We start from the raw sequence: 22,847 nt of genomic DNA, 5'->3' as shown, positions 1-22,847 counted from the left end.
GCCCGCGATTAGCGTGCTTTGATCTCTTTACCTCTCCACCGCAAAAGCAGCACAATCCCAGCAACCACCAGCGCCGCCGACAACCCCAGCCACAAACCGCGCGCCCCCATCTTCTCCCCGAAGCAAAGAACCAGCCCCAGCGGCAGCCCCAGCAGCCAGTAGCTGCACAGGTGCGTAATCAGGCCGGACTTTGTATCCCCCGCACCGCGCAGCGCTCCAATCGCGGTCACCTGCAGCCCATCGCAAAACTGAAAGATCGCCGCCACCAGCATCAGCGGCACCGCCGCCGCAATCACGCCCGCGTCATGCGTAAAGGCCGAGGAGATCACCCGCGGCATCGTCAGAAACACCCCACAGCTCACCGTCATAAAGCACGCGCCGAGCGCAATCGCGGCCCAGCCCGCGGCCTTCGCCTCCACCGGCGCGCCCCGCCCAATCGCTTGCCCCACCCTCACACTCGCCGCGGCCGAGATCCCCAGCGGCACCATAAACGTAAACGAGATACAGTTCAGCGCAATCTCATGCCCCGCCAGAGGCACCGGCCCGAGCGTTGAGATGATGCTCGTCACCACCGCGAAGATCATAATCTCCACCAGGATCGTCGCCCCCGAAGGCCCGCCCAGCTCCAGTAGCCGCTTCAGGCTCGCCCAGTGTGGCCGCAGGCTCTGCCAAAGCCCCCCCGCCAACAGCCCGTACTCCCTCTTCCGATCCACCATCAGCAGCGCCACGATCAAAAACAAAGCCTGGTACACGCGCGCCAGCGAAGTTGCAATCCCCGACCCCACCACCCCCATCGCGCTCCACCCAACCACCCGCCCACCAAGCTCCCACCGGTGCCCAAAGATCAGCAGCCAATCAAACAGCACGTTCACCAGGTTCGCCGAAACCAGTGTCGCCGCAATAATCCGCACATGGTTGAACGCCTGCAGATGCCTCCGCAGCGCAAAATAAAGCAGCAGCGGAAACGTCCCCCAGGACAGCGCCCGCAGCGTCGGAATCGCTCCCGCAACCACCGCCGGATCCGCATGCAGATGCGCGAACCCCAAAGGCGAAAGCAGCGACAGCGCAATCAAAAACACCGAGATCGCCCCCGCCAGCAAAATGCCCTGGAACAACCACCGATGCGCCGCCTTGTAATCCCCCGCACCGTGCGCCTGCGAGATGGTCGTATCCAACCCCAGCAAAATCCCGCCTACGCCAAACGCAAACGTGTTGTAGAGCACCTGCGCCAACGCCGCGGAAGACAGAGGCACCGCCGCATTCGGCAGATGCCCCACCATCACCGTGTCGACCAGCCCCATCGACATCCAGCCCACCTCGGCCAGCACCAGCGGCAGCGCAATCCGCAGCATCGGCCGCATCTCGCGACGAAACGCCGCTCCCGCGCCAGCCATATCGAGTTGCACTACCCGCTCGCTCATAAATTTACGCTCAACAAGAAACTCGTCATCCTGAGCTAAGGCTCTTGCGGTGAGACTGCAAGAGCCGCAGTCGAAGGACCCCGAAGCATTCTGCACCGCCACAACCGCCCGTCCCTTCCTGACTGAGCCGCAGCCCGCCCCTAGACCGGCGTAATAATTCCGCCCACCGGCAACGACTTCGGCAACCCACCCGGCCTCCGCAACTTCATCGCTTCCGCGGTCATATCCGTATACTTCAACCCCGCACCCGTATTGAACAGCACCACCCGATCCGAAGCTTTCAACTCACCAGCCGCAATCAGCCGATCATAAGCCGCCGTAGCCGCCGCACCCTCGGGCGAAAGGAAGATTCCCTCGTGCTTCGCATAATCCAGAATGCTCGCCAGGATCTCCTCATCGGTCGAAGCAATCGCCTGCCCACCCGACTCCCGCACGATGTCGAGAATGATCGCATCCCCATAAGGCTTCGGCACCCGCAAACCCGCCGCAAACGTCGAAGCATTCTGGAAGAACTCACTCGCCGGCTTATCCGCGTCATACGCCGTCACAATCGGCGCGCAGCCGGTCGATTGCAGCGCAAACATCTTCGGCCGCTTGCTGCCCTTCGCAATCCAGCCCAGCTCTTCCATCTCCTCAAACGCCTTCCACATCCCGATCAGCCCCACGCCGCCGCCAGTCGGATAGAACACCGCATCCGGATACTCCCACCCCAGCTGCTCCGCGAGCTCGTACCCCATCGTCTTCTTACCCTCAACCCGAAACGGCTCCTTCAGCGTCGAGATGTCGAACCACGTCTCACTCGCCGCCGCGCCCGCCGCCTTCTGCGCCTTGATCTCCTCGCCCACCATCCGCGCGCAGTCCGAGATCAGCCCATCCACCATGTGCACATCCGCCCCGTACACAATGCCCTCAAGATAGTTCGCAAACGGCACATCCTGCGGCATACAGAGATGCGCGGTAATCCCCGCAGCCGCCGCATACGCCGCCAGCGCTCCCGCCGCATTGCCCGCCGAAGGCACCGCAAGGTGCTTCAACCCGTAGTGCTTCGCCATCGAAACCGCCAGCCCAAGCCCCCGAGCCTTGAAGCTCCCAGTAGGATTCGCACCCTCTTCCTTGATATAAAGCCCCGGGTACCGCTTGCTCTTCAGCATCGGCGTCCAACCCTCGCCCAGCGTCACCGGCTCCACATCCGGCAGCACGTCCTTATACCGCCACATCCCCAGCGACCGCGCCGACTCCGCCGCGTACTTCGCCGGGCTCTCGCGCCGCGCCGTCTTCCGCAGCGCGTCCATGTCATACCGAACGTACAAGCTCTCCTGCGTCGCAGGGTCCAGCGTCTGCGGCGTATCCGCAGTCATCCGATTCTTTGACCGGGCCGATTCCAGATAAGCGATTTGTGCCATCCCTCAATGCTACCGGATTCACCCCACGCCAAAAACTCACCACGGCTTAACCCGGATCACACGGATAAGAACAGATCCAATCAAGATCTTGTTCTTAGATCCGTGTTGATCCGTTCAATCCATTTGATCCGTGTTAAGTCTTCGCCTTGTGCCGATGAGAGAATCAAACAGATGCTAGATTCTCCAATCCGCATGATCGCCATCGACCTCGACGGCACGCTGCTCGGCGCCGAAACCCAGGTCTCCCGCCGCAACCTCGCCGCCCTCCGCGCCGCACAAGCCGCCGGCATCGAAGTCGTCATCGCCACCGGCCGCCGCCACTCCTACGCCCTCAAGGTCCTGCGCCCGCTCGCGCTCGCCCCCGAAACCCTCCTCGTCAGCTCCAACGGCGCCGTCGTCCGCACCTTCGCCTCCGCGCTCATCGAGCGCATGCACATGGAGACACCCGTCGCCCGCTGGCTCTGCGGCCACCTCGCCGAGTTCCGCAACGCGCTCGTCATCACCTTCGACAAGGTCGGCCTCGACGGCGAAGACACCCGCGGCGCGCTCGTCGTCGAAGAGCTCGAAGACCTGCATGCCTCCATCGACAAGTGGATGATCGCGAACGCACCCTACATCGCCACCGTCCGCCCCATCGAAGACTGCCTCGACGTCGACGCGCCCATCCAGATGATGCTCTGCGGGACCGTCGAGCGCATGCGCCGCGCCGAAGCCCACATGATCGCGCACCCCTGGATTGCGCCTGTAGGCGACACCCACGCTAGCCAGCCTAACCCCGAGATCAAGATCTCCCTCAACCGCACCGAGTACCCCGAGCGCGATCTCTCGATCGTCGACATCCTCCCCGCCGGCTGCGCCAAGGGCGCCGCGCTCCTGCGCCTCGCCGCCGCGCGCAACATCCGCCCCTCCGAGATCATGGCCATCGGCGACAACTGGAACGACCTCTCCATGCTTGAGATCGCCGGACACCCCGTCCTGATGGGCAACGCACCCGAAGACCTGAAACTCATCGCCGCCGCACGCAGCTGGCACATCACCGCGCACCACCTCGAAGACGGCGTTGCCGACGCCATCGAACTGCTAACGCAAACCACCCCAGTCTTGTCCAACAGCCTGTAAACACATGTCCCGCCGGAGCCCTTCGGGCCGTCTTGGGCTTCGCGTTAGTCCTCCCGGTGGTCGGCACAAGCCTCTTTTCCGACCAAAGGGAGGACCACGCGAAGCAATCACCCCACGAAGTGCTCGCCCCGCGCGACAAGCGGGCCCGTCCGGCAGGACATCTGGTAACCTCTTTGCAAATGCCTTTCCTGCGAACTCTCGGCTTCACCGCGCTCAGTTTTGCGCTCGCGGCCCCGTTCGCCCACGCCATGGAGCGCATCACGCTCCACAACGGCTCCACCTTCGACTGCGTGCGGCACGAGCCAGTCGACGGCAAAGTCCGCCTCTATCTCGAACCCACCACCCCCGGCGCTGACCCCGGCTACACCGACGTCGCACCCGCATCCATAGCGCTCGTCGAGAGCGTCCCCGACCCACCGCCGCCCACAACCACCCGTGTTGGTCCCGTCGCGGCGAACCTCGCTCTCCCCGCCCAGCCCTCCATCGCCGAACTCGGCCACCTCCTCTCCGCCGCCGGAGCCACCCACAACATCGACGCCGCGCTCCTCGCCTCGGTCGTCCACGCCGAATCCGGCGGACGCGCCCACGCCATCTCGCGCACCGGCGCCCAGGGCCTCATGCAGCTTATGCCTTCAACCGCGTCAGCGGTTGGGGTAAGGGACGCCTTCGTCCCCGCCGACAACGTCGAAGGCGGAACCCGCTACCTCGACGCCCTGCTCACCCGCTACCACGACAACATCCCCCTCGCGCTCGCCGCCTACAACGCCGGCCCCGGCGCCGTCGACAAGTACCACGGCGTGCCACCCTTCCGCGAAACCCGAGCCTACGTCGCCCGCGTCATCCGCGAGTTCAACCGCCGCAAAACCGAAGCCGTCCGCCTGGCGAAATCCAGCTCCAAAACAAATCTGCTCGCCAAGGCTCAATAAACCCATGGCAAAACCCACCCTGCGCAAGGTCGCACCCTGGCTCGTGCTTGTCGTCCTGGTCGGCTTCATCGGCTGGAAGCTCCACACCTCGCACTTCGACTGGGCCGGCTTCGCCCAAAGCTGCCGCACCGCCGATCTCCGCCTGCTGCTCCTCGCCACCCTCCTCATCCAGGCAAACTACGCCACGCGCGCCATGCGCTGGGCCGTCTTCCTCAAGCCCATCCTCCGCACCTCCGGACGCCCTGCGGTCTCCTGGCGCGCACTCGTCGGCCCGCAGTTCGTCGGCTTCACCGGCCTCGCCATCTTCGGCCGCATCGGCGAGCTCATCCGCCCGCTCCTCGTCTCCCGCCGCACCGGCCTCACCTTCGCCTCGCAGATCGCAGTCGTCGCCGTCGAACGCGTCTTCGACCTCGGCGCCTTCGGCCTCATCTTCTCGCTCAACCTGCTGCTCGCCTCCGGCCTGCAGACCCTGCCGTTCATCCACAAAGCGGGCTACACTATCGCCGGCCTCACCGTCGCCATCGGCCTCTTTGTCGTCGTCGTCCGCTTCGCCGGGGAGCACGTCGCGCAACTCACCGAACAGCTCTTCGGCCGACTCTCGAAGCCCCTGGCAGCCTCCGTCGCCGATAAGATCCGCTCCTTCCACCAGGGCCTCGACGTCATCACCGGCTTCTCCGAGTTCCTGCAACTCGCCTTCCTCTCGCTTGCCACCTGGGCCATCATCGTCGTCACCTACGTCCTGGTCCTGCGCGCCTTTCCCTCGCCCGTCCACGAGCTCAGCGTCGGCTCCGTCATCGTGCTCATGGGCTTCAGCATCGCGGGCTCCGCGCTGCCGATCCCCGGAGGAGGCGGCGCCTGGGCCGGCAACGTCTTCGCGCTCACCGAGCTCTTCCACGTCCCGTCGGAGATCGCCGCCGGCGCCGGCCTCATGGTCTGGCTCATCGGGTCCATGTCCGTCATCCCCTTCGGCCTCATCTACGCAAGAATCGAAGGCATCTCACTTCGGCAAGTGGCGACTACGAGCGAAGAAGAAGTAGAGACAAGTACGTCCTAACGCCGGACGGGCGGCACTTCGTGCTGTTTTGGGCTTCGCGTCGCTCCTCCCGCTGGTCGGCACAGATGATTGTGCCGACCAACGGGAGGACAACGCGAAGCTCCCGGCGTACGCAGTACAATCAGTAAAAGCATGAAGTGTCCTTACTGTGGTTTTGCCCAGGATCGTGTCGTCGACTCGCGCGAGAGCAAAGACGCCGACTCCATCCGGCGCCGGCGCGAGTGCGAACGCTGCAACAAGCGCTTCACCACCTACGAACGCATCGATGAAATCCCCTACATGGTCGTCAAAAAGGACGGCCGCCGCGAGCGCTTCGACCGCCAAAAGATCCTCAACGGCCTTCTCCAGGCCTGCCAGAAGCGCAACGTCTCCGCCGCGCAGATGCAGGCGATCGTGGATGAGACTGAGGCCTTCGTCGTCGACTCCCCCGAACGCGAACGCCAGACCACGGCCATCGGCGAGCTCATCATGTTGCGCCTCAAGCAGATCGATACCGTAGCCTACATCCGCTTCGCCAGCGTCTACCGCGACTTCAAAGACGTCCGTGAATTCAAAGCCGAACTCGAAGAGCTGCTCAGCAGCAAAGAACCCCGCAAGCCCTTGAAAGGATAACCAAGCTTTGTCAGATATCGCGAAAACGCCCCACAAGATCACCCTCATCCCCGGCGACGGCATCGGCCCCGAAGTCTCCTCCGCTGTCGTGCAGATCCTCGAAGCCGCCGGAGCCAAGACCGGCTGCACCTTCGAATGGCACCGCCACGACGCCGGCGCCGACGCCTTCGCCGCCACCGGCGAGTACATCCCCAAGGCGCTCTACGAGTCCATCGAAGCCAACAAGGTCGCGCTCAAAGGCCCCGTTACCACCCCCATCGGCGGAGGCTTCGCCTCGATCAACGTCACCCTCCGCAAGAAGTTCGACCTCTACGCCAACTTCCGCCCGATCAAGAACCTTCCCGGCCTCAAGACCAACTACCCCGGCGTCGACCTCATCATCTTCCGCGAGAACACCGAAGACCTCTACGCCGGACTCGAAGTCATGGTCGTCCCCGGGGTCGCGCAGTCGCTCAAGATCATCACCGAAAAAGGCTCCACCCGCATCGCCCGGTCCGCCTTCGAGTACGCCCGCAAGCACGGTCGAAAGAAGATCCACTCCATCCACAAAGCGAACATCATGAAGCTCACCGACGGCCTCTTCCTCGAGTGCGCGCGCAAGGTCGCCGCCGAATACCCCGAGATCGAGTACAAAGAGCACATCGTCGACAACACCTGCATGCAGCTCGTCATGAACCCCTACCAGTACGACATCCTCCTCACCTCCAACCTCTACGGCGACATCCTCTCCGACCTCTGCTCCGCCTTCGTCGGCGGCCTCGGCCTCGTTCCCGGCGCGAACCTCGGCGTCAAAGCCGCAATCTTCGAAGCCGTCCACGGCTCCGCTCCGGACATCGCTGGCAAGGACCTCGCCAACCCAACCGCACTCCTCCAAAGCGCGGTCCTGATGCTCCATCACCTGGACGAAACCGCCACCGCCGAGCTCATCCAGAAGGCCCTCGAACAGGTCTACACGGAAGGCAAAACCCTCACCAAGGACGTAGGCGGCACCAGTGGCACAACAGCCTTCGCCGCAGCCATCATCAACGCCCTGGCCTGACTCTGAACTGGCGAACTCGAAACTCTCAACTCACGAAGTCAAAGCTTTCGAAAGTTGCATCCCCACAACACCCCGTCATCCTGAGCGAAGGCACTTGCCAGCTTCATCGGCAAGTGCCGCAGTCGAAGGAGCCCGAAGCCCTTTAGCCCGGCACTAACACTCAGGCTTTCTCACTAGAGCTTCCAAGCCAACAGCCATCAAGCTCCCACCCAAGGAGTCCCAATGACCCCCCGCTCCCTTATCCTCCTCACCACCCTGACCCTCCTCTTTGGCTGCAAAGCCGACTCCGCCACCCACTCCGCCGAATCCATCGACAAGGCTGCCGTCCCCAACAGCGCCGAGTCCCCGCGCACCTCCGTCCCCGTCGGCCAGTCCACCGTCACCGGCACCGTCGACTTCACCGGCAAGCCGCCCGCCAAGGTCCTCATCGACACCACCATGGACCCCGCCTGCGCCATGGGCCCATCCACCGGCCCCGTCTACACCGAGCAGTACGTCGTCAACAACGGCCATCTCGCCAACGTCTTCGTCTACGTCAAGAGCGGCCCACCCGCCGCCATGCAATCCGGCGTCGTCGCCGCACCCGTCGTGCTCGACCAGAAGGGCTGCCAGTACATCCCGCACGTCATCGGCGTCGTCCAGGGCGGCTCCGTCCAGTTCATGAACTCCGACATCACCATGCACAACATCCACACCATGCCCACGACCGTCGGCAATCAACCCATTGACATCTCCCAAGGCCCCCGCGGCATTCCCGTCACGAAGCAGTTCATGAAACCCGAGCTCATGATGCCCGTCCGCTGCAACAACCATCCCTGGATGAACGCCTTCATCAACGTCGCGCCCACCCCCTTCTTCGCCGTCTCAGATGCCCAGGGTCACTTCACCATCACCGGCATGCCCGCAGGAGACTACGTCCTCGCCGCCGTCCACGAAAAGCTCGGCGAAAAGGACATCCCTCTCGCCGTTCCCGCCACCGGCACCGCCAAAGCCAGCTTCACCTTCGCCGCCCAGTAGCTCGTCGGACTGATCACGGGCGTCTCGCGAGGACAAGAGGCTGGTAGTAACCACTCTCCGCAGGCATAAGCCACACGGGCTCTGCAAATCCCGCCGCGCGCAGCGCTACAGTCAGTTCCTGCCGTTTCAAGGCGCGATACTCCGACACAAAATGCCGTGTGGCCCAGCTTCCTTCCTCTTCCACGGTCAGGTAGAGGTGGAGTGTATATCCCGCAGCTTCTTTCCAGTCCCACACCTGGTGGACGATTCTGCGGCTCCCAGCTTCGCCGAAAAAGGCGGGTTCCTGCATCGCGGGTCTTTGCTCAACGAGCAAGTCATAGTCGCGGATACTCGCCATAAACAGTCCACCCGGCCTTAGCCTCCCCGCCATCGCACCCACCGCTGAGCTCAGCTCCGCCGGGCTAAGGTGAGGCAAGGCATTGTCGAACGCTGCCACGACGTCGAATCCGCTTTCGGGAATCTCACGCAGATCCGTCATATCCGAGACATAAAACTCAATCACCAGCCCACGTTCCCGAGCCTCTCTTCGCGCCCTCGTCACCTCCGCCGCGCTCAAATCGGATCCAACCACTCGGTGTCCCGAAGCCGCGAGCCCCAGCGCCTGGGTGCCAATACCGCACGCGCAGTCCAAAATCCTCAGCTGCGGGCCGGGCAGCTCCCGCGCCATCACCGCGTTCAAGATCCCCGCCTGGCGCTGAATCGACCGGTCCCAATCTTCAAAGATCAGGTGGTAGCACTCGGCCATCGAGTCATAGAAACTCAGCGTCTTCTCCGACATCGCACTCGCCTTCCTCCCTCGGAATCTACCCTCCTCATCCTAGTCGGGGCGCCATGCGTTAGAGCAGAACATCGTTGCCGCAGAGGTAAGCTCCTCTAGGCAGCGTCCAGTTGCGGACACCAATCGTCGCCGGTGGACAGCAAGATCAGCATCCCAGCCAGCAGAAACTCCGTTCCATCAAGATCTGCGCTTGTGCCTTTCGGTCCGCAACGTGCTTACATAACGGCAATACTTAAGGACGCAACGCTGGCGGCACACACGAGGGACTCCACGCATGTCGACCTTCCTGCAAGATCTTCGCTACGCTCTCCGCCAGCTGCGGAAATCCCCCGGCTTCACCCTCACCGCCGTCCTCACGCTCGCGATCGGCATCGGCGCCAACACCGCCTCGTTCAGCATGATGGACGCCGTCGTCCTGCGGCCGCTCGCAATCCCGGATCTCGATCACGTCGTCACCATCTACGAGAAGCGTGCCGACGGCGTCGCACGCCCCGCCGCGCTCGCCAACTTCGAAGACTGGCAGCGTCAAAGCCACTCCTTCGAGCAGCTCGCCGTCCGCACCAACGCCGACCTTAGCATGACCGGAGCCGGCGACCCCACGCGCGTACAAGCCATCTACGCCTCCCCCTCCTTCTTCACAGTCCTGCGCTCCGAAGCCTTCCTCGGCCGCGTCTTCAACGCAACCGACGCCCAATCCGGCCGCAACAACGTCGCCGTCCTCAGCTATAGCTTCTGGAAGTCGCACCTCAACAGCGACCCCGCCATCCTCGGCCGCAAGCTCGAGCTCAACCAGCAGCCCTACACCGTCATCGGCATCATGCCAAAGACCACGCAGTACCCCGCCACCACCGACTTCTTTCTCCCCCTCGCACCCCTCCCCGCGCAGCTCACCAACCGCACCGAGCACAACTTCCTCGTCCTCGGACGCCTGCGCCCGGGCGTCACCCTCACGCAGGCCCAGGCCGAGCTCAACCTCATCGCCGACCGCCTCGCCCACGCCTACCCAGCCACCAACGAGAACTCCTCCATCAAAGTGGAGACGCTACTGCAAGGCGTCAACGGCGATCTCACCCCGCTCTTCTTCGCTCTGAGCCAGGGCGCAACCTTCCTCGTTCTCATGGTCGTCTGCGCAAACGTCGCCAACCTGCAGTTCGCGCGCGGCCTCGCCCGCCGGCCGGAGGTCGCCCTGCGCATCGCCCTCGGCGCCAGCCGCTGGCGCCTCCTGCGACAGCTCCTCACGGAGAGCCTAATCGTCGCAATGCTCGGCGGCTCTGGCGGCCTGCTCTTCGCCGTGCTGCAGATGCACATCAGCAAGGTCACCATGCCGGATCAAGTCGCCCGCCTCGTCGCCGGCTGGTCCAACATCTCGCTCAACGGCCGAGCCCTCGCGATCAGCCTCTTCCTCGCGATCATCGCCGGCCTAGTCTCCGGCCTCGCCCCGTCGCTCGAAGCTCTCCGCGTCAACCTCACGGATCAACTCAAAGCCGGCTCCCGCTCCGTCTCGGGCTCCATCCGCACCAGCCGCCTCAGAAACATCCTCGCCGTCTCGCAGATCTCGCTCGCCGTCGCCCTCGTCATCGGGACGTCGCTCATGTGCAAGGGCATGCTCGGCATGCTGCACCTCGGCGACCGCTACCAGCCCAACCGCATGCTCACCTTCAACGTCCACCTACCGGAGGCCCGTTACGACACGCCCGAAAAACAAGCCGCCTGGTACACGCAGAGCCTCGCCCGCCTCCGCACCCTCCCCGGTGTCGAGCAGGCCTCCGCCACCTCAACCCTCCCCTACAGCGACGATGGCTGGCTCGACCAGGCGCAGATCGAAGGCCGCGCCCTCATCCCCGGCAAAGAGCCAAACGCCTTGCGGATCACCGTTAGCAACGCCTACTTCAACACCCTCCACATCCCCCTCCTACCCAACGGCGGCCGCACCTTCACCGCCAGCGACACCCTCCAATCCGAACCCGTAGCCGTTATCAGCAGCCAATTCGCCACACGCTACTTCCCCCAGGAAAGCCCGCTCGGACACCGCATTCGCATAGGCGGTCCCGGCCAGAACCAGACCCCGTGGCTCACCATCGTCGGCATCGTCGACGAGACCTCGTACGAGCTCTGGGAGCGGTCTCACCCCGCCGCCGTCTACATGAGCGCAGCCCAGCTTCCGCAAAGCAGCATGAACTACTCCATCATCGCCGCCGGCGACCCCTCCACCCTCGCGCCCGCAGCCCGCAAGGCCCTCGCCACCCTCGATCCCACACTCCCACTCGATCGCGTCCAGACCTACGCGCAGTTCCTGCACCTCCAACTCACCGGCCTCTTCTACATCTCCGGCACCCTCGCCTTCGACGCCTTCCTTGCGCTTCTGCTCGCCGCCATCGGCATCTTCGGCGCCATGGAGAACCTCGTCGGCGAACGCACGCGCGAGATCGGTGTGCGCCTCGCCCTCGGCGCCCGCCGCGAAGACGTCCTGCGCATGATCCTCGGCCGTGCCGGCCAACTCACCGCCATCGGCATCTGTGTAGGGCTCGTGCTGGCGTTCGGCCTCGCGCGCATGGCAGCGCCAACCTCCTCTACCAGGTCCGCCCCGACGATCCCACCGTCTTCGCCTCCATCACCCTCGCCATCGCCGCCATCGCGCTCCTCGCAAGCTGGCTCCCCGCGCGCCGTGCCTCGCGCGTCGATCCCATGAACGCCCTGCGCAACGAATAGTCCTGGCGCAGTTTCGTGACGCCGGTCTCTGGCCTCTCAGGTGTAGGAGAGGCCACAGCCATCGCGTGATCCCCTCATCGGCCGCCCATAAACCGTCATCCTGAGCGAAGGCTCTTGGAGCTTTACCGCAAGAGCCGCAGTCGCACGACCCCGACGAGGAAGGACCGCCTCGGAACTTTCTCCCTTTCTCCCCACGATGCTCGGGCAAACGCCAGACCTGCCACACCCGCCTGACCTCAAGCCGATCGCGGCCCTCGCCCATGCACCGGCGAGGCAAGACACGCGCGTCGCGAAACAAACCAGGGACCCAACCACCGATCTTGCATCTATCGCAACATCCGAAAAATTCGATATGCTGATCCGCATAGAATCGTAGAAAAATTCCCAGTTCAAAAAAACAGACGAAAAAACAGCTCTCCTTTGGAGGTAGTGTGAACCAGGCAAAGTTATCTCTTCTCTGGCTTGCGATCGGTGCCATTCCGATCTGCGCCCAGACCCCGGCGAGCCACTCCGGCGCCATCCCCGACCCAAGCACCACCGCACTCCCCGACGTACCCGTCGCAACCACAAACCCACCCGCGGCCATCCCCTACACCTTCACCGCCACACCGCACTTCCTGCAATCCCCTGCCCAGCCCCAGACCAGCGAGCCCGCGACCGCACCCACCGGCCCCGACCCGCTCACCTGGCACGGCATCACCCTCTACGGCGCGTACGACGTCGGCCTCGGCTGGGTCAGCCACGGCCTTCCCGAAAACGGCTACAACTACGAGGGCGAATCGCTCGTCAACCGCAACGGCTATCAAGCTCGCTTCGTCGTAGCCCCCAACAATCTGCAGCAGACAGGGTTCGGCGTCCGCGGCAAGATCGAGTTCACGCCCGGCTGGTACGCCGTCTTCAACGCCTCCACCGGCATCAATCCGCAGTCCGGCCTCCTCGCCAACGCCTCAAAAACCGACATCATCAACAACGGCCTTCCCCGCAGCAGCTACTCCGAGGCCATCGACGGCGCACGCGCCGGTCAGCCGCTCAACGACGAGTACTACGGCGGTGTCTCGTCCGACCGCTTCGGCACCCTCACCTTCGGCCGCCAGCGCTCCCTCGGCACCGATATCATGCTGCAATACGACCCCGCCAGCGGCAGCTATGCCTTCTCCTACATCGGCTACAACGGCACCATGGCCGGCGGCGGAGACACCGAAGACAGCCGCTGGGACGACGCCGTCAAGTACAAAGTTGAATACGGCCACGCCCGTCTCTCCGCCATGTACAAGCTCGCCGACGGCAACGGCGGCTGCTTCTCCGCCTCCGCAACTTGGACCGCCGCCACCTGCACGCCTGAAACCGCGCACAACAATGCCTACGGCGGCGGCATCGGCGCAAACAACAAACGCCTCTCCGGCGACCTCCTCTACCAGCACTACAACCAGGCCATCAGCGTCCTCAATCCACTCCTTGGCGCCCAAAGCGCCGCGCCCTCAGCCTCCTACCAGAACACCACCGACAGCGTAAACGAGCACCCCATCACCGGCGCCAACCTCATCTCCACCGACGACACCCTCTACGGCATCGTCACCGACAACAACGCCTTCCTCGCCTCCGCCAAGTACACCGGCGACCAGTTCAAGGTCTACGGCGGCTTCGAGTACATCTGGCAGAACAACCCGCACGACCCCCTCGGCGTCGGAGCCTCCGACCAGGGCGGCTACTTCATGAGCGGCGTCGAAGACAACAATCTCGACACCGAAAAGATCCTCCGCATCTGGTGGACCGGCGTCAAGTACTCCTACGACGCCAAGACCGACATTACCTTTGCCTGGTACGAGCAGTTGCAGAACGACTTCCGTTCTCCGCAGACCTGCTCCGCCACAGCCGGATTCCGCGCCTCCTGCGCTGGCGCCCTCAACGAAGGCTCCCTCTACTCCGACCATCACTTCACCCGGCATTTCGATGCCTTCGTCGGCCTCGCCTACTCCTTCGTCTACGGAGGCGCGGCCATCGCCATCCCCCACGGCCCCGGCGTTCCCTACCTCCACAACAGCAACTTCGCACCCACCATCGGCGGCCGCTTTACCTTCTAAAAGTCGTAGCAGCTCCAAAGGGGAAGATGAAGCAAATGCCACGATATCCACCGATTACGACGCCTCGGGAAAACGGTAGTCTGCCGCCGGCACGCCACTTCGCCTGGGTGGCCGGGCGCCGGGGTTGGGTGCCCCAGGTCTCGCCTTTGAGACCTGGGTCCCTACACTCGAACCCAGCTCCGCTTCTCGCGGTCCTTCACCTTGCCTTTCAGTTGTGATGCCCCTCCGCAGCCCCGCCCAGAACGAACCGGCTCATCACCCCCTGCGTTGCAAGCGAGAGGACGCTACCTGTCAGCGCATACAGCGCCAACCCCGACGCGTAATGCCAACTCACATACCCGAACCCAATCGTCGTCAGGCACGCCATCACCTTCTGCTGCCTCGCGTCCACCCCCGGCGAAGGCGTCATCCACTGCACCATCAGCTGCGAAACTCCCATCAGCACCGGCAGTACATGATATGGATCGGCCGCCGACAAATCATGCAGCCATAACCACTCCGCACCATGCAGCGCAGGCGCCTTGCGCAGCATCCCGAAGAACGCAAACAGCAGAGGCATCTGCACCAGCAAAGGCAGACACCCGCCCCAAGGATTCACCCCGCTCTCCTTCTGCACCTGCGCAATCTCAGCCGACATCTGGCCGCGGCGCGAATCCGTAAGCGGCACGCCCTTGTACCGCTCCCTGATCACGCCAATCGCCGGCTGAATCCGCTGCATCTTCACCCCGCTCCGCATACTGATGATGCGCAACGGCAGCAGCAGCCCGTTGACCCCAGCCGTCAGCAACACAATTGCCCAACCCCACGAGCCCTCACCTCGCGCAGCCAGGCGCGACTGAACGAACGCAAGCACAACAAACAGCTTCTCCTCGAAGACATTCATAGACCCACGCCCGACAGCGCCTGGCTCTCGCGCGACCTGTGCCTTCGCCGCCTCCGTATGGAAGAAGGCACTACCGTTCAACTTCACGATCGGCCTAGGACCAAAGAACGCGAGAGCCAACAACACCATCAACAGAACCAACCACCGACTGCTATTTGAACTTCCCAACTCTGGTTTCCTAAACTCAGCCATCGCAAATCTCCGCGCCATTGCAGCACGCATCGCACGCAGCCAATCACTGGCCGCGCAACGCATCCTCAATGTGCTGTAAGTCATCAGCTCCCCACGAGCTACGCAGACGGCATAAGCCCGTCGCGCCGCCCGTCAGGACACAAGCCTTTTGTCACCCCGGCAGGGGATCTGCTGCTGTAGCTGCACAACAGCAAAAGGCAAGCCGCTCTAGCTTAGATAATCCGGCGGGGGAAGCTGAAAGCGGAAAGGTAGAACCAGCGTAGGAGTTGGCAGACCGGCAGCGACAACGCGTCTCGCGACCTGGCGGTACGATCCGGGCGCAAAGAGCACCCCCGTGAGCCCACTCAGACTCGCAACAATCGCCTCATGAAGCGCCGACGACGAGCTAACAAGAAAGAGGACGAGACTCGAAAAGATCAACAGACCCGCGAACGCCGACAGTCCGCTCACCATCGTCCCCGACCACCGACTCGTCATCCACGCGACAAACAACGACAGACTCAGCGCAACGTGAAGCCGGCGGTATCGTTGTACATCCATAGGGAACTCTTCCGAAATCAAATTCAAACTACCACGCACCCTAACCCGCCGCAATCGCTACTTCGGCAGCACCACACCCGCCGACCACGGCGGCACAATCCCGTTCTCCCGCGCATACGCAATCAACTGCCCCATATGCTCGTTGTCATGGCAGATGATCCGCAGATACATCCCGTCAACGTCCGCGGCCGTCCCTTGAATCTTTACCTTGCGCTGCAGTTCGCCGGGCTTCAGCGCCGCTCGCGCCCTCTTCACCGCATCGAGCGACTGCCGCAGGTAGGCCATCACCTCCGGCTTTGACACAATCCTCTTCTCCACATCATCCCCTTCGAGCGCGTGCGGCATCTTCGGCCCGGTCACGCTGAGCAGGTAAAAGTTCGCCTGCGCGATATGCATGATCACCTCGCTCACCGACCGCACACCCGGCGCCGGCCGCCAACCATATTTCTCCGCCGGAATCGCATCCGCAATCGAGATCAAGAGCCGCGAAACATACCGCCACTCGCCGTCGTATCCCTCCCAGATTCCTTCGTTCGCAGGCTGAGCGGCAGGCGTCTGGGCATGGACGGTGGAAGCGCAGAAAACAAGAGCGGCAAAGAGGAGTCTCCGAAGCATGTGCAGACTTTACCAGAACATCTCGCGGCCGTAGGAAAGTTCCTGAAGCGGTCCTACCGCAAAGCAATCAGTCCAGTACAACGCTTTAATCTTGCCATTCACCCAGGGCCGTAATACCTTGGGCGCACCTCACAAAAGGAAAATCCACGCATGAAAGCCGCCGCACTTCGACTTATCGCAATCCTGTTGTTCGCGATCGGGGTGCTGCATGCGCAGGCGCCCGATCTCACCGGCAACTGGCAGGGCACCCTGGAGGTCGGGAAAGGCCTTCGGACCATCCTCAAAATCTCGAAAGACGACGCCGGCGCATACAGGGCCGTGATGTACAGCATCGACCAGGGCGGCGGACCCATCACCGTCTCCTCGGTCACCGAGGATAAGCTGAACGTCGCTTTCACCATCAAGTCCCTCGATGTCACCTACGCGGGAACGTTGAACGCCGATCACACCGCCATCGTCGGCAACGCAACCCAGAACGGCCAGACCCATCCACTCAACCTGACGCGTCCCACGGCAGAAAATGCGTGGGCCATCCCGGAGCCGCCCAAGTCCATGCCGGCCAACGCAAAGCCTAAGTTCGACGTGGTCACCGTCAAACCCAGCAATCCAAACACTCCCGGAAAGCTCTTCACCATCCGCGGACGCCAGGTCATGACCATCAACACCACGGTGAATGACCTCATTACCTTCGCCTATTCGCTGCAAACCAAGGAGATCCTCAACGCACCCCCTTGGATGGAAGAGAAGTACGACGTCGCGGGCGTGCCGGACATCGAAGGCCAGCCCAACATCCAGCAGATGCGCATCCTCCTCCAGGACGCGCTCGTCGAGCGCTTTGGCCTGAAGTTCCACAACGAGGAACGCGAGATGACAGCCTACGTCCTCACCGTCGCCAGGGGAACCCCGAAGCTCACCCTCACCTCCGACCAGCCAGGCTCACCCGGGAACTTCATCTTCCGCGGCCTCGGCAAACTCATGGTGACCAACTCAACCATGAAGGACTTCTGTCACGGCATGCAGGAGGCCGTCATGGACAAGCCCGTCGTGGACCACACCGGACTAACCGACCGCTACGACTTCAACCTCAGCTGGACGCCCGACCAGTCCCAGTTCAGCTCCTTCGGCGTCCACATCCCGACGCCCGATCCCAACGACCCCAACCCATTGCCTAGCCTCTACACTGCCCTTCAGGAGCAGCTCGGCCTGAAGATGGACGTCGCCAAGGCAAACGTCCAGGTCATGATCGTCGACCACATCGACAAGCCCACCGCCAACTAACGCCAGCCCTGACTGTGGAAATTTTTGTCAAGGGGTTCTCATCTCCAAAAATCCCGTATCCTATTTCTAATCAACTATTTACGACGATTAATAACTTGTCCTATCCACCCTGTCCGATCCGATAAAATAGAAGCAGTGGAAAAGAAAAGCTCCGAAACTCTTCCTCTAGCAGAGTCCCAGGAGACTGGCTGCAGCACACTTTGGGTGCCCCAGGTCTCGTTTTGACACCTGGGTATCGCGGAGGCTTAAGCCTCAGAACAGACTAAGTCCTTTCGTTTCAATATTTTACGAATAAAGCATTTGTTTTGAATACTTTACCGAAAACAAGGGGGGGAGGGGTACCCCTCTACTTCGCATCATCGATCGGCTGCGGCGGGTAGTAAGCCGTCGCCCCAGCCTGCGCGAGCGACAGATAAATCGTCTCTCCAGGCGCAAGATCGTTCGTCAGATGCAGCTCAACCACCAGCCCATAAGGCATATCGGGAAAGTACGATGGCCTTGTAATCACGTGCAGCACCTGGTGTGGATTCTTCGCATTCTGCAACGAAATGAACGCCACCCGCTGCGTCGAGTTCGTCGCAATATACGCCGTGCGCACCGGCTGCTGTACCGGTCCCGCCTGCCAGCTGTTCGCCGTATTGATCCCGATCAGCGCAGCGCGCGTCGGCATAGGACTGGTCTCGAGCGGTTCCATCATCGTGTCCTTGACTATAAACGCAACCACGCTGTCTCCCTCGGCGCGGTATCCTGTTGTGATACTGAGGAGCTTGGATGGAACGGCGAAAAGTAGGAGTTTTAGGTGCGACCGGCATGGTCGGCCAGCGATTGATTCAGATGCTCAGCAATCACCCCTGGTTTGAGATCACATGGCTCGCAGCCAGCGATCGCAGCGCAGGCAAACACTACCACGATGCCTGCCGCTGGAAGCTCGACACTCCTCTTCCGGAACGCATCGCCCACATGACGCTGATGCCGAACGTCCCCGAAGGCACTCCCGAAGGCGATCTGCCGAAGATCATCATCGCGGCCCTCGACGCCGCAGTCGCCTACGAACTCGAACCCAAGTTCGCGGCAGCGGGCTGCGCCGTCATCTCGAACTCCAGCGCCTTCCGCATGACGAGTGACGTCCCCCTCGTCATCCCCGAGGTGAACGCCGAGCACCTCAATCTCATCGAGCGCCAGTCCTGGCGGAAGGAGTCTGGTGGTTACATCGTCACCAACCCCAACTGCTGCGCCATCGGCCTCGTCCTCGCCCTCGCGCCCCTGCACGAGCGCTTCGGCATCGAAAAGCTCTTCGTCAGCACCATGCAGGCCGTCAGCGGAGCCGGTTATCCCGGCGTCGCCTCGCTCGACATCCTCGGCAACGTCGTCCCCTTCATCAAGAACGAAGAGGAAAAGCTGCAGGAAGAATGCGCCAAACTCCTCGGCACCTTCTCCGGCGATCACGTCACCTTCGCCGACCTCAAGCTCAGCGCCCACTGCAACCGCGTTGCGGTCGAAGACGGTCACACCGAGTGTGTCAGCGTGAAGTTCTCAAAGCCCGCCACGCACGAGGAGATCCTCGCCGCATGGTCCGAGTTCGCCCCGCTCCGAGGCATCCACGAAGGCCACTCGCTGCCCTCCGCGCCCGATCAGCCGATCGAGTACGCGCACGAGATCGACCGCCCTCAGCCCAGGCTCGATAAGCTTCGCGGAGCCGGTATGACCACCACGGTCGGCCGCCTGCGCCCCTGCTCGCTCTTCGATTGGAAGTTCGTCGTCCTCAGCCACAACACCATCCGAGGCGCCGCTGGCGCGGCCGTCCTCAACGCGGAGATCCTCGCCATGCTCGGCAAACTCGACTGGAAGAATTGGGCTGCCCAGAAGGCAGTCCTGGCAGGCAACGCATGAGCGTAGACGTCGACATCAGCGGAGCCGTTCACGCGGGACGCCCGCACATCGTAGTCATGAAGTTCGGCGGTACCAGCGTTGAAGACGCAGCCGCCATCAAGCGCACTGCATCGATCGTCGCCGGACGCCGCGAGCGCAAGCTCAAGCCCGTCGTCGTGGTCTCCGCGATGGCGAAGGTCACCGACCAGCTTCTCGCCGCAGCAGCCGCAGCCGGAAACAACGACCGCGTAGGCGCCATTGGTCTCGCCGTCAAGCTACGCGAGCGCCACCTGTCGACCGCAACCCAGCTCGTCACTGGCGAGCGCCTGATGCAGCTTGCCGCGAAGCTCCACCAGGACTTTGACGCGCTCGACGACCTGCTCCGCGGCATCGCCGCCGTCGGCGAGTTGACGCCACGCACCAACGATCTCGTCGTCAGCTTCGGCGAGCGCCTGTCGAGCCGCATGGTCGCGGCCTGCTTCCATGAGTTCGGCCTCGAAGGCGCGCACGTTGATGCTAGGACCTGCATCATCACGGACTCCAACTACGGCAAGGCAGCGCCGAACGAAGAGGCCATCGAAGCCAGGCTTCACGAGCACATTCTGCCGCTCGTCCAAAACGGCAAGACGCCCGTCCTCGGCGGCTTCATCGGTTCAAACGCCGCTGGCATCACCACCACGCTCGGACGCGGCGGCAGCGACTACACCGCAGCGCTGGTCGGCGGCGGTCTCTATGCCGGAGCCATCGAGATCTGGACTGACGTCAACGGCATCATGACGACCGATCCGCGCATCGTTCCCGAGGCCCTGCGTGTAAAAACCATCAGCTTCGAAGAGGCGGCGGAACTCGCCTACTTCGGCGCGAAGGTCCTGCACCCCGCCACGATCCTGCCGGCCGTGCAGAAGTCGATCCCGGTCTATGTGCTGAACTCTCGCAACCCGTCCAACGAAGGCACCAAGATCGAGGCGATGGCTCCGCACTGCCGGTCGCCCTTCAAGAGCATCGCCGCGAAGAAGCGACTCACCATCATCGACATCGTCGCGAGCCGTATGCTCATGTCGCACGGTTACCTCAAGTCCGTCTTCGACGTATTCGACAAGTACAAGTGCGCCATCGACATGGTTTCCACCTCCGAGGTCAGCATCTCGCTCACTGTCGATTCGAACGAGCAGCTGCCCGCGATCTGCGCCGAGCTCGGCAAGATCGCCGACGTAAAGTACGAAGGCCGCAAGGCTCTCGTCTGTCTCGTCGGCGAGGATATTCGCGGTCATAACGGCATCGCTGGCCGGGTGTTCTCCGCGATTAGCCACGTCAACGTGCGGATGATCTCGCAGGGTGCAAGCGAGATCAACATGAGCTTCATGATCGACGAAGAAGATGTTGATGAGGCTGTACGTTCGCTGCACCAGGTGTTCTTCGCTGAACCCGACGAGAATGTCTTCGACATTGTCGCGGCGCCCGCTGCATCTATTGTCTAAGGCGTACGAGAAAGAGAGATCATGCGAGTTCTAGTTTTAGGCGTCGGGAAGACTGGCAAGTTGGTCGCACAGGTCGCGGCCGAACACGGCCACAGTGTGCACGTACTCGACGCGAAGGAAAACAAGGATGCCGCGGGCCTGACCGCACCGTTCGTGGCAGGCTTCGACGTTGTCATCGACTTCACCGCGCCCGAAGCAGTCGTGCAGAACATGCGCGCATGCCTCGCCACCGGCGCGAAGATGGTGATTGGCACCACCGGCTGGTACGACAAGCTAGACGACATGCGACAGCTCGCGGAACGGCGCGGCGCTGGCCTGCTGTATGGCACCAACTTCTCCGTCGGAGTGCAGGTGATGCTGCGCCTCGCCTCCGAGATGGGCTCTACCCTGAAGGACGCTGGCTACACGTTCGAGATCTCCGAAACCCACCATGCCTCGAAGGTCGATGCGCCATCCGGCACCGCCATCAGCATCGGCCAGGCGATCGAGCGCTCCACCAGCACGGCGGTTCCCATCACCGCCAGCCGTGAAGGCGACGAGACCGGTCTCCACATCCTGGTCGCGACCTCGGATGCAGACCGACTGACGTTGAAGCACGAAGCCTTCAGCCGCCGTGCGTTTGCAGAAGGTGCGGTTCGGGCGGCCGAGTGGCTGAGCACACACACCGGCATCTACGACTTCCGCGACGTCTTCTCCCAAATCTAGTGGTTAGTTATGCGTACTCGTCTGGGCGGCGGCGTGAGCCTCCGCCAGCGCGGCAGAGAGATCGGGCAGCGCGGGGTTCGTCTTAGCGAGCGCTTCGAGACGTGAGATGGCCTCGTTCGGATCCCCCGTCTTCAGCAGCGAGTCGGCATAGGCAAACTGAAGCTGTGGTGCCTCGTCAGCGCTGTTCGCGAAGGGCGCGAGTGTGGCGCGGGCCGCGGAGTAATCATGCGCCAGGAACTGGCTGAGCCCGAGGACGCGACGAGCTCCCTCTTCTTTCGGATTGGCCTTGAGGAAGCGAGAGAGCGGTCCAATGGCTTGCGTGTAGGCACCAGCCTCGAAGGCAGCGCGACCCCAGTTGAAGTCAAGCCCAGGCAGCGATGGCTGCCACTCGGCGGCGCGAGCGAAGTACGTGAGAGCGGCGGAGTAGTTATGCTGGCTCGCAGCGATCGCGCCGAGGTTGTTGTAGCTATCGGCGACCGCGGGCGTGATCTGCTTTTCAAATGCCTCTACAGCCGCGGCTGACTTGTGCTCGGCGGGAGGTTTGGCCGGGTCCCGCTGCATCGAGGGTGCGAGATCAGAGCCCATCCCCGCCTGCTTCTTCTCCTGCAGGTAGTCGGTCAGGCGACTCTGATCGCGGCTTCGGCTCTGCTCCATCAAGGCCTGCGACGTGGCAATCTGCTGGTCGGCGGCGGCCTTGTCGCCTGACTGCATAAGCAAGCGGCCAAGTAGGTAGTGAGCCTTCTGGACCTGGAAAGCATTACGAGAGACATCCATAGTAAGAGCAATCGACTGGCGAAGCGAGGCCTCGGCTTCGGGCACACGCTTCTGCTCGGAGTAGAACTGGCCGAGGTACAGGAACGCATCAGGATTCGTCGGATCGAGTTGAGTCGCGCGCTTGAGATCGGTCTCCGCTTCGGTGAGGTCGGCAGGAGACTGGCTGTTGGTGGCGAGGAGATGCCCAAGAGCAGCGTAGGATGCCGCATCTTTGGGACTATCCGCGATCTCCTTGCGCAGTTCGGTCTCGGCTTCAGCTAGCTTGGAGTTGCCCGAGGTGGCGAGCAGCGCGACCGCGAGCGCGTAGTGGACGCCGGGCAGCTTCGGATCTTCGGCGATGGCCTTGCGGAACTC

General features: G+C 62.8%; 19 protein-coding genes. 12 read left to right on the top strand and 7 right to left on the bottom strand.

Annotation, left to right across the window (positions count from 1 at the left end):
* Positions 1–8: 8 nt before the first annotated feature.
* Positions 9–1,421: an MATE family efflux transporter gene (locus AC5E6W_RS05560; protein ID WP_491751273.1), complete on the bottom strand. Its 1,413-nt coding sequence runs from the start codon at positions 1,419–1,421 to the stop codon at positions 9–11.
* A 140-nt stretch (positions 1,422–1,561) separates the two neighbouring features.
* Positions 1,562–2,824 carry a threonine synthase gene (locus tag AC5E6W_RS05555; RefSeq protein ID WP_491751272.1) on the bottom strand — a complete coding sequence of 421 codons (1,263 nt, stop codon included), beginning with the start codon at positions 2,822–2,824 and terminating at the stop codon, positions 1,562–1,564.
* 171 nt (positions 2,825–2,995) lie between these two features.
* Here AC5E6W_RS05555 and AC5E6W_RS05550 point away from each other — a divergent pair, with 171 nt between their 5' ends.
* From AC5E6W_RS05550 to AC5E6W_RS05525, 6 genes are all read left to right on the top strand, one after another.
* A complete protein-coding gene (locus tag AC5E6W_RS05550) occupies positions 2,996–3,943 on the top strand; it encodes an HAD-IIB family hydrolase (RefSeq protein ID WP_491751271.1) in 948 nt (315 codons plus the stop codon).
* A gap of 179 nt (positions 3,944–4,122) precedes the next feature.
* Positions 4,123–4,869, top strand: a complete 747-nt coding sequence (locus tag AC5E6W_RS05545) for a lytic transglycosylase domain-containing protein (protein ID WP_491751270.1) — start codon at positions 4,123–4,125, stop codon at positions 4,867–4,869.
* 4 nt (positions 4,870–4,873) lie between these two features.
* A complete protein-coding gene (locus AC5E6W_RS05540; RefSeq protein WP_491751269.1) occupies positions 4,874–5,923 on the top strand; it encodes a lysylphosphatidylglycerol synthase transmembrane domain-containing protein in 1,050 nt (349 codons plus the stop codon).
* A 132-nt stretch (positions 5,924–6,055) separates the two neighbouring features.
* Positions 6,056–6,535, top strand: coding sequence for a transcriptional regulator NrdR (gene nrdR / locus AC5E6W_RS05535; protein WP_491751268.1), 480 nt, complete (start codon positions 6,056–6,058; stop codon positions 6,533–6,535).
* A 7-nt stretch (positions 6,536–6,542) separates the two neighbouring features.
* Positions 6,543–7,574 (top strand): isocitrate/isopropylmalate dehydrogenase family protein, encoded by a 1,032-nt coding sequence (locus AC5E6W_RS05530; protein ID WP_491751267.1) that lies wholly within the window; start codon positions 6,543–6,545, stop codon positions 7,572–7,574.
* 222 nt (positions 7,575–7,796) lie between these two features.
* Positions 7,797–8,591: a cupredoxin domain-containing protein gene (locus AC5E6W_RS05525; RefSeq protein ID WP_491751266.1), complete on the top strand. Its 795-nt coding sequence runs from the start codon at positions 7,797–7,799 to the stop codon at positions 8,589–8,591.
* Positions 8,592–8,604: 13 nt separating this feature from the next.
* Here AC5E6W_RS05525 and AC5E6W_RS05520 read toward each other — a convergent pair whose 3' ends face one another.
* Positions 8,605–9,369, bottom strand: coding sequence for a class I SAM-dependent methyltransferase (locus AC5E6W_RS05520; protein ID WP_491751265.1), 765 nt, complete (start codon positions 9,367–9,369; stop codon positions 8,605–8,607).
* A gap of 274 nt (positions 9,370–9,643) precedes the next feature.
* On the opposite strand from AC5E6W_RS05520, the gene AC5E6W_RS05515 reads away from it, so the two are divergent.
* Together AC5E6W_RS05515 and AC5E6W_RS05510 are read left to right on the top strand one after the other, a co-directional pair.
* Complete coding sequence (locus AC5E6W_RS05515) at positions 9,644–12,058, top strand: ABC transporter permease (protein WP_491751264.1); 2,415 nt, start codon at positions 9,644–9,646, stop codon at positions 12,056–12,058.
* 451 nt (positions 12,059–12,509) lie between these two features.
* Positions 12,510–14,159 (top strand): porin, encoded by a 1,650-nt coding sequence (locus tag AC5E6W_RS05510; protein ID WP_491751263.1) that lies wholly within the window; start codon positions 12,510–12,512, stop codon positions 14,157–14,159.
* A gap of 208 nt (positions 14,160–14,367) precedes the next feature.
* Here the strand turns inward: AC5E6W_RS05510 and AC5E6W_RS05505 are convergent, their stop codons facing one another.
* On the bottom strand, positions 14,368–15,042 hold the full coding sequence (locus tag AC5E6W_RS05505; RefSeq protein WP_491751262.1) for a membrane protein insertase YidC: 675 nt from the start codon (positions 15,040–15,042) through the stop codon (positions 14,368–14,370).
* Positions 15,043–15,831: 789 nt separating this feature from the next.
* Entirely contained in the window at positions 15,832–16,389 is a 558-nt protein-coding gene (locus tag AC5E6W_RS05500; RefSeq protein WP_491751261.1) for a DinB family protein, read from the bottom strand.
* 150 nt (positions 16,390–16,539) lie between these two features.
* On the opposite strand from AC5E6W_RS05500, the gene AC5E6W_RS05495 reads away from it, so the two are divergent.
* Positions 16,540–17,667 (top strand): TIGR03435 family protein, encoded by a 1,128-nt coding sequence (locus AC5E6W_RS05495; protein ID WP_491751260.1) that lies wholly within the window; start codon positions 16,540–16,542, stop codon positions 17,665–17,667.
* 346 nt (positions 17,668–18,013) lie between these two features.
* Here AC5E6W_RS05495 and AC5E6W_RS05490 read toward each other — a convergent pair whose 3' ends face one another.
* Positions 18,014–18,391 carry a hypothetical protein gene (locus AC5E6W_RS05490; protein ID WP_491751259.1) on the bottom strand — a complete coding sequence of 126 codons (378 nt, stop codon included), beginning with the start codon at positions 18,389–18,391 and terminating at the stop codon, positions 18,014–18,016.
* 47 nt (positions 18,392–18,438) lie between these two features.
* Here AC5E6W_RS05490 and asd point away from each other — a divergent pair, with 47 nt between their 5' ends.
* From asd to AC5E6W_RS05475, 3 genes are read left to right on the top strand one after another with little or no spacing between them, the layout of a single operon-like run.
* The gene (gene asd, locus AC5E6W_RS05485; protein ID WP_491751258.1) at positions 18,439–19,557 is read left to right on the top strand and encodes an aspartate-semialdehyde dehydrogenase; all 1,119 of its coding nucleotides are present in this window, start codon (positions 18,439–18,441) and stop codon (positions 19,555–19,557) included.
* The gene (gene lysC / locus AC5E6W_RS05480; protein ID WP_491751257.1) at positions 19,554–21,014 is read left to right on the top strand and encodes a lysine-sensitive aspartokinase 3; all 1,461 of its coding nucleotides are present in this window, start codon (positions 19,554–19,556) and stop codon (positions 21,012–21,014) included. Before asd ends, lysC begins: the two co-directional genes overlap by 4 nt.
* 21 nt (positions 21,015–21,035) lie before the next feature.
* Positions 21,036–21,719 carry a 4-hydroxy-tetrahydrodipicolinate reductase gene (locus tag AC5E6W_RS05475; RefSeq protein ID WP_491751256.1) on the top strand — a complete coding sequence of 228 codons (684 nt, stop codon included), beginning with the start codon at positions 21,036–21,038 and terminating at the stop codon, positions 21,717–21,719.
* Positions 21,720–21,722: 3 nt separating this feature from the next.
* On the opposite strand, the gene AC5E6W_RS05470 is transcribed toward AC5E6W_RS05475, so the two are convergent.
* On the bottom strand, positions 21,723–22,847 hold a 1,125-nt coding region (locus AC5E6W_RS05470; protein ID WP_491751255.1), incomplete at its 5' end, for a tetratricopeptide repeat protein.

The sequence above is a fragment of the Bryocella sp. genome (genome assembly GCF_058498515.1).
The sequence above is the reverse complement of the archived record's forward strand: the minus strand, read 5'-3'. Positions and strand labels throughout refer to the sequence as shown.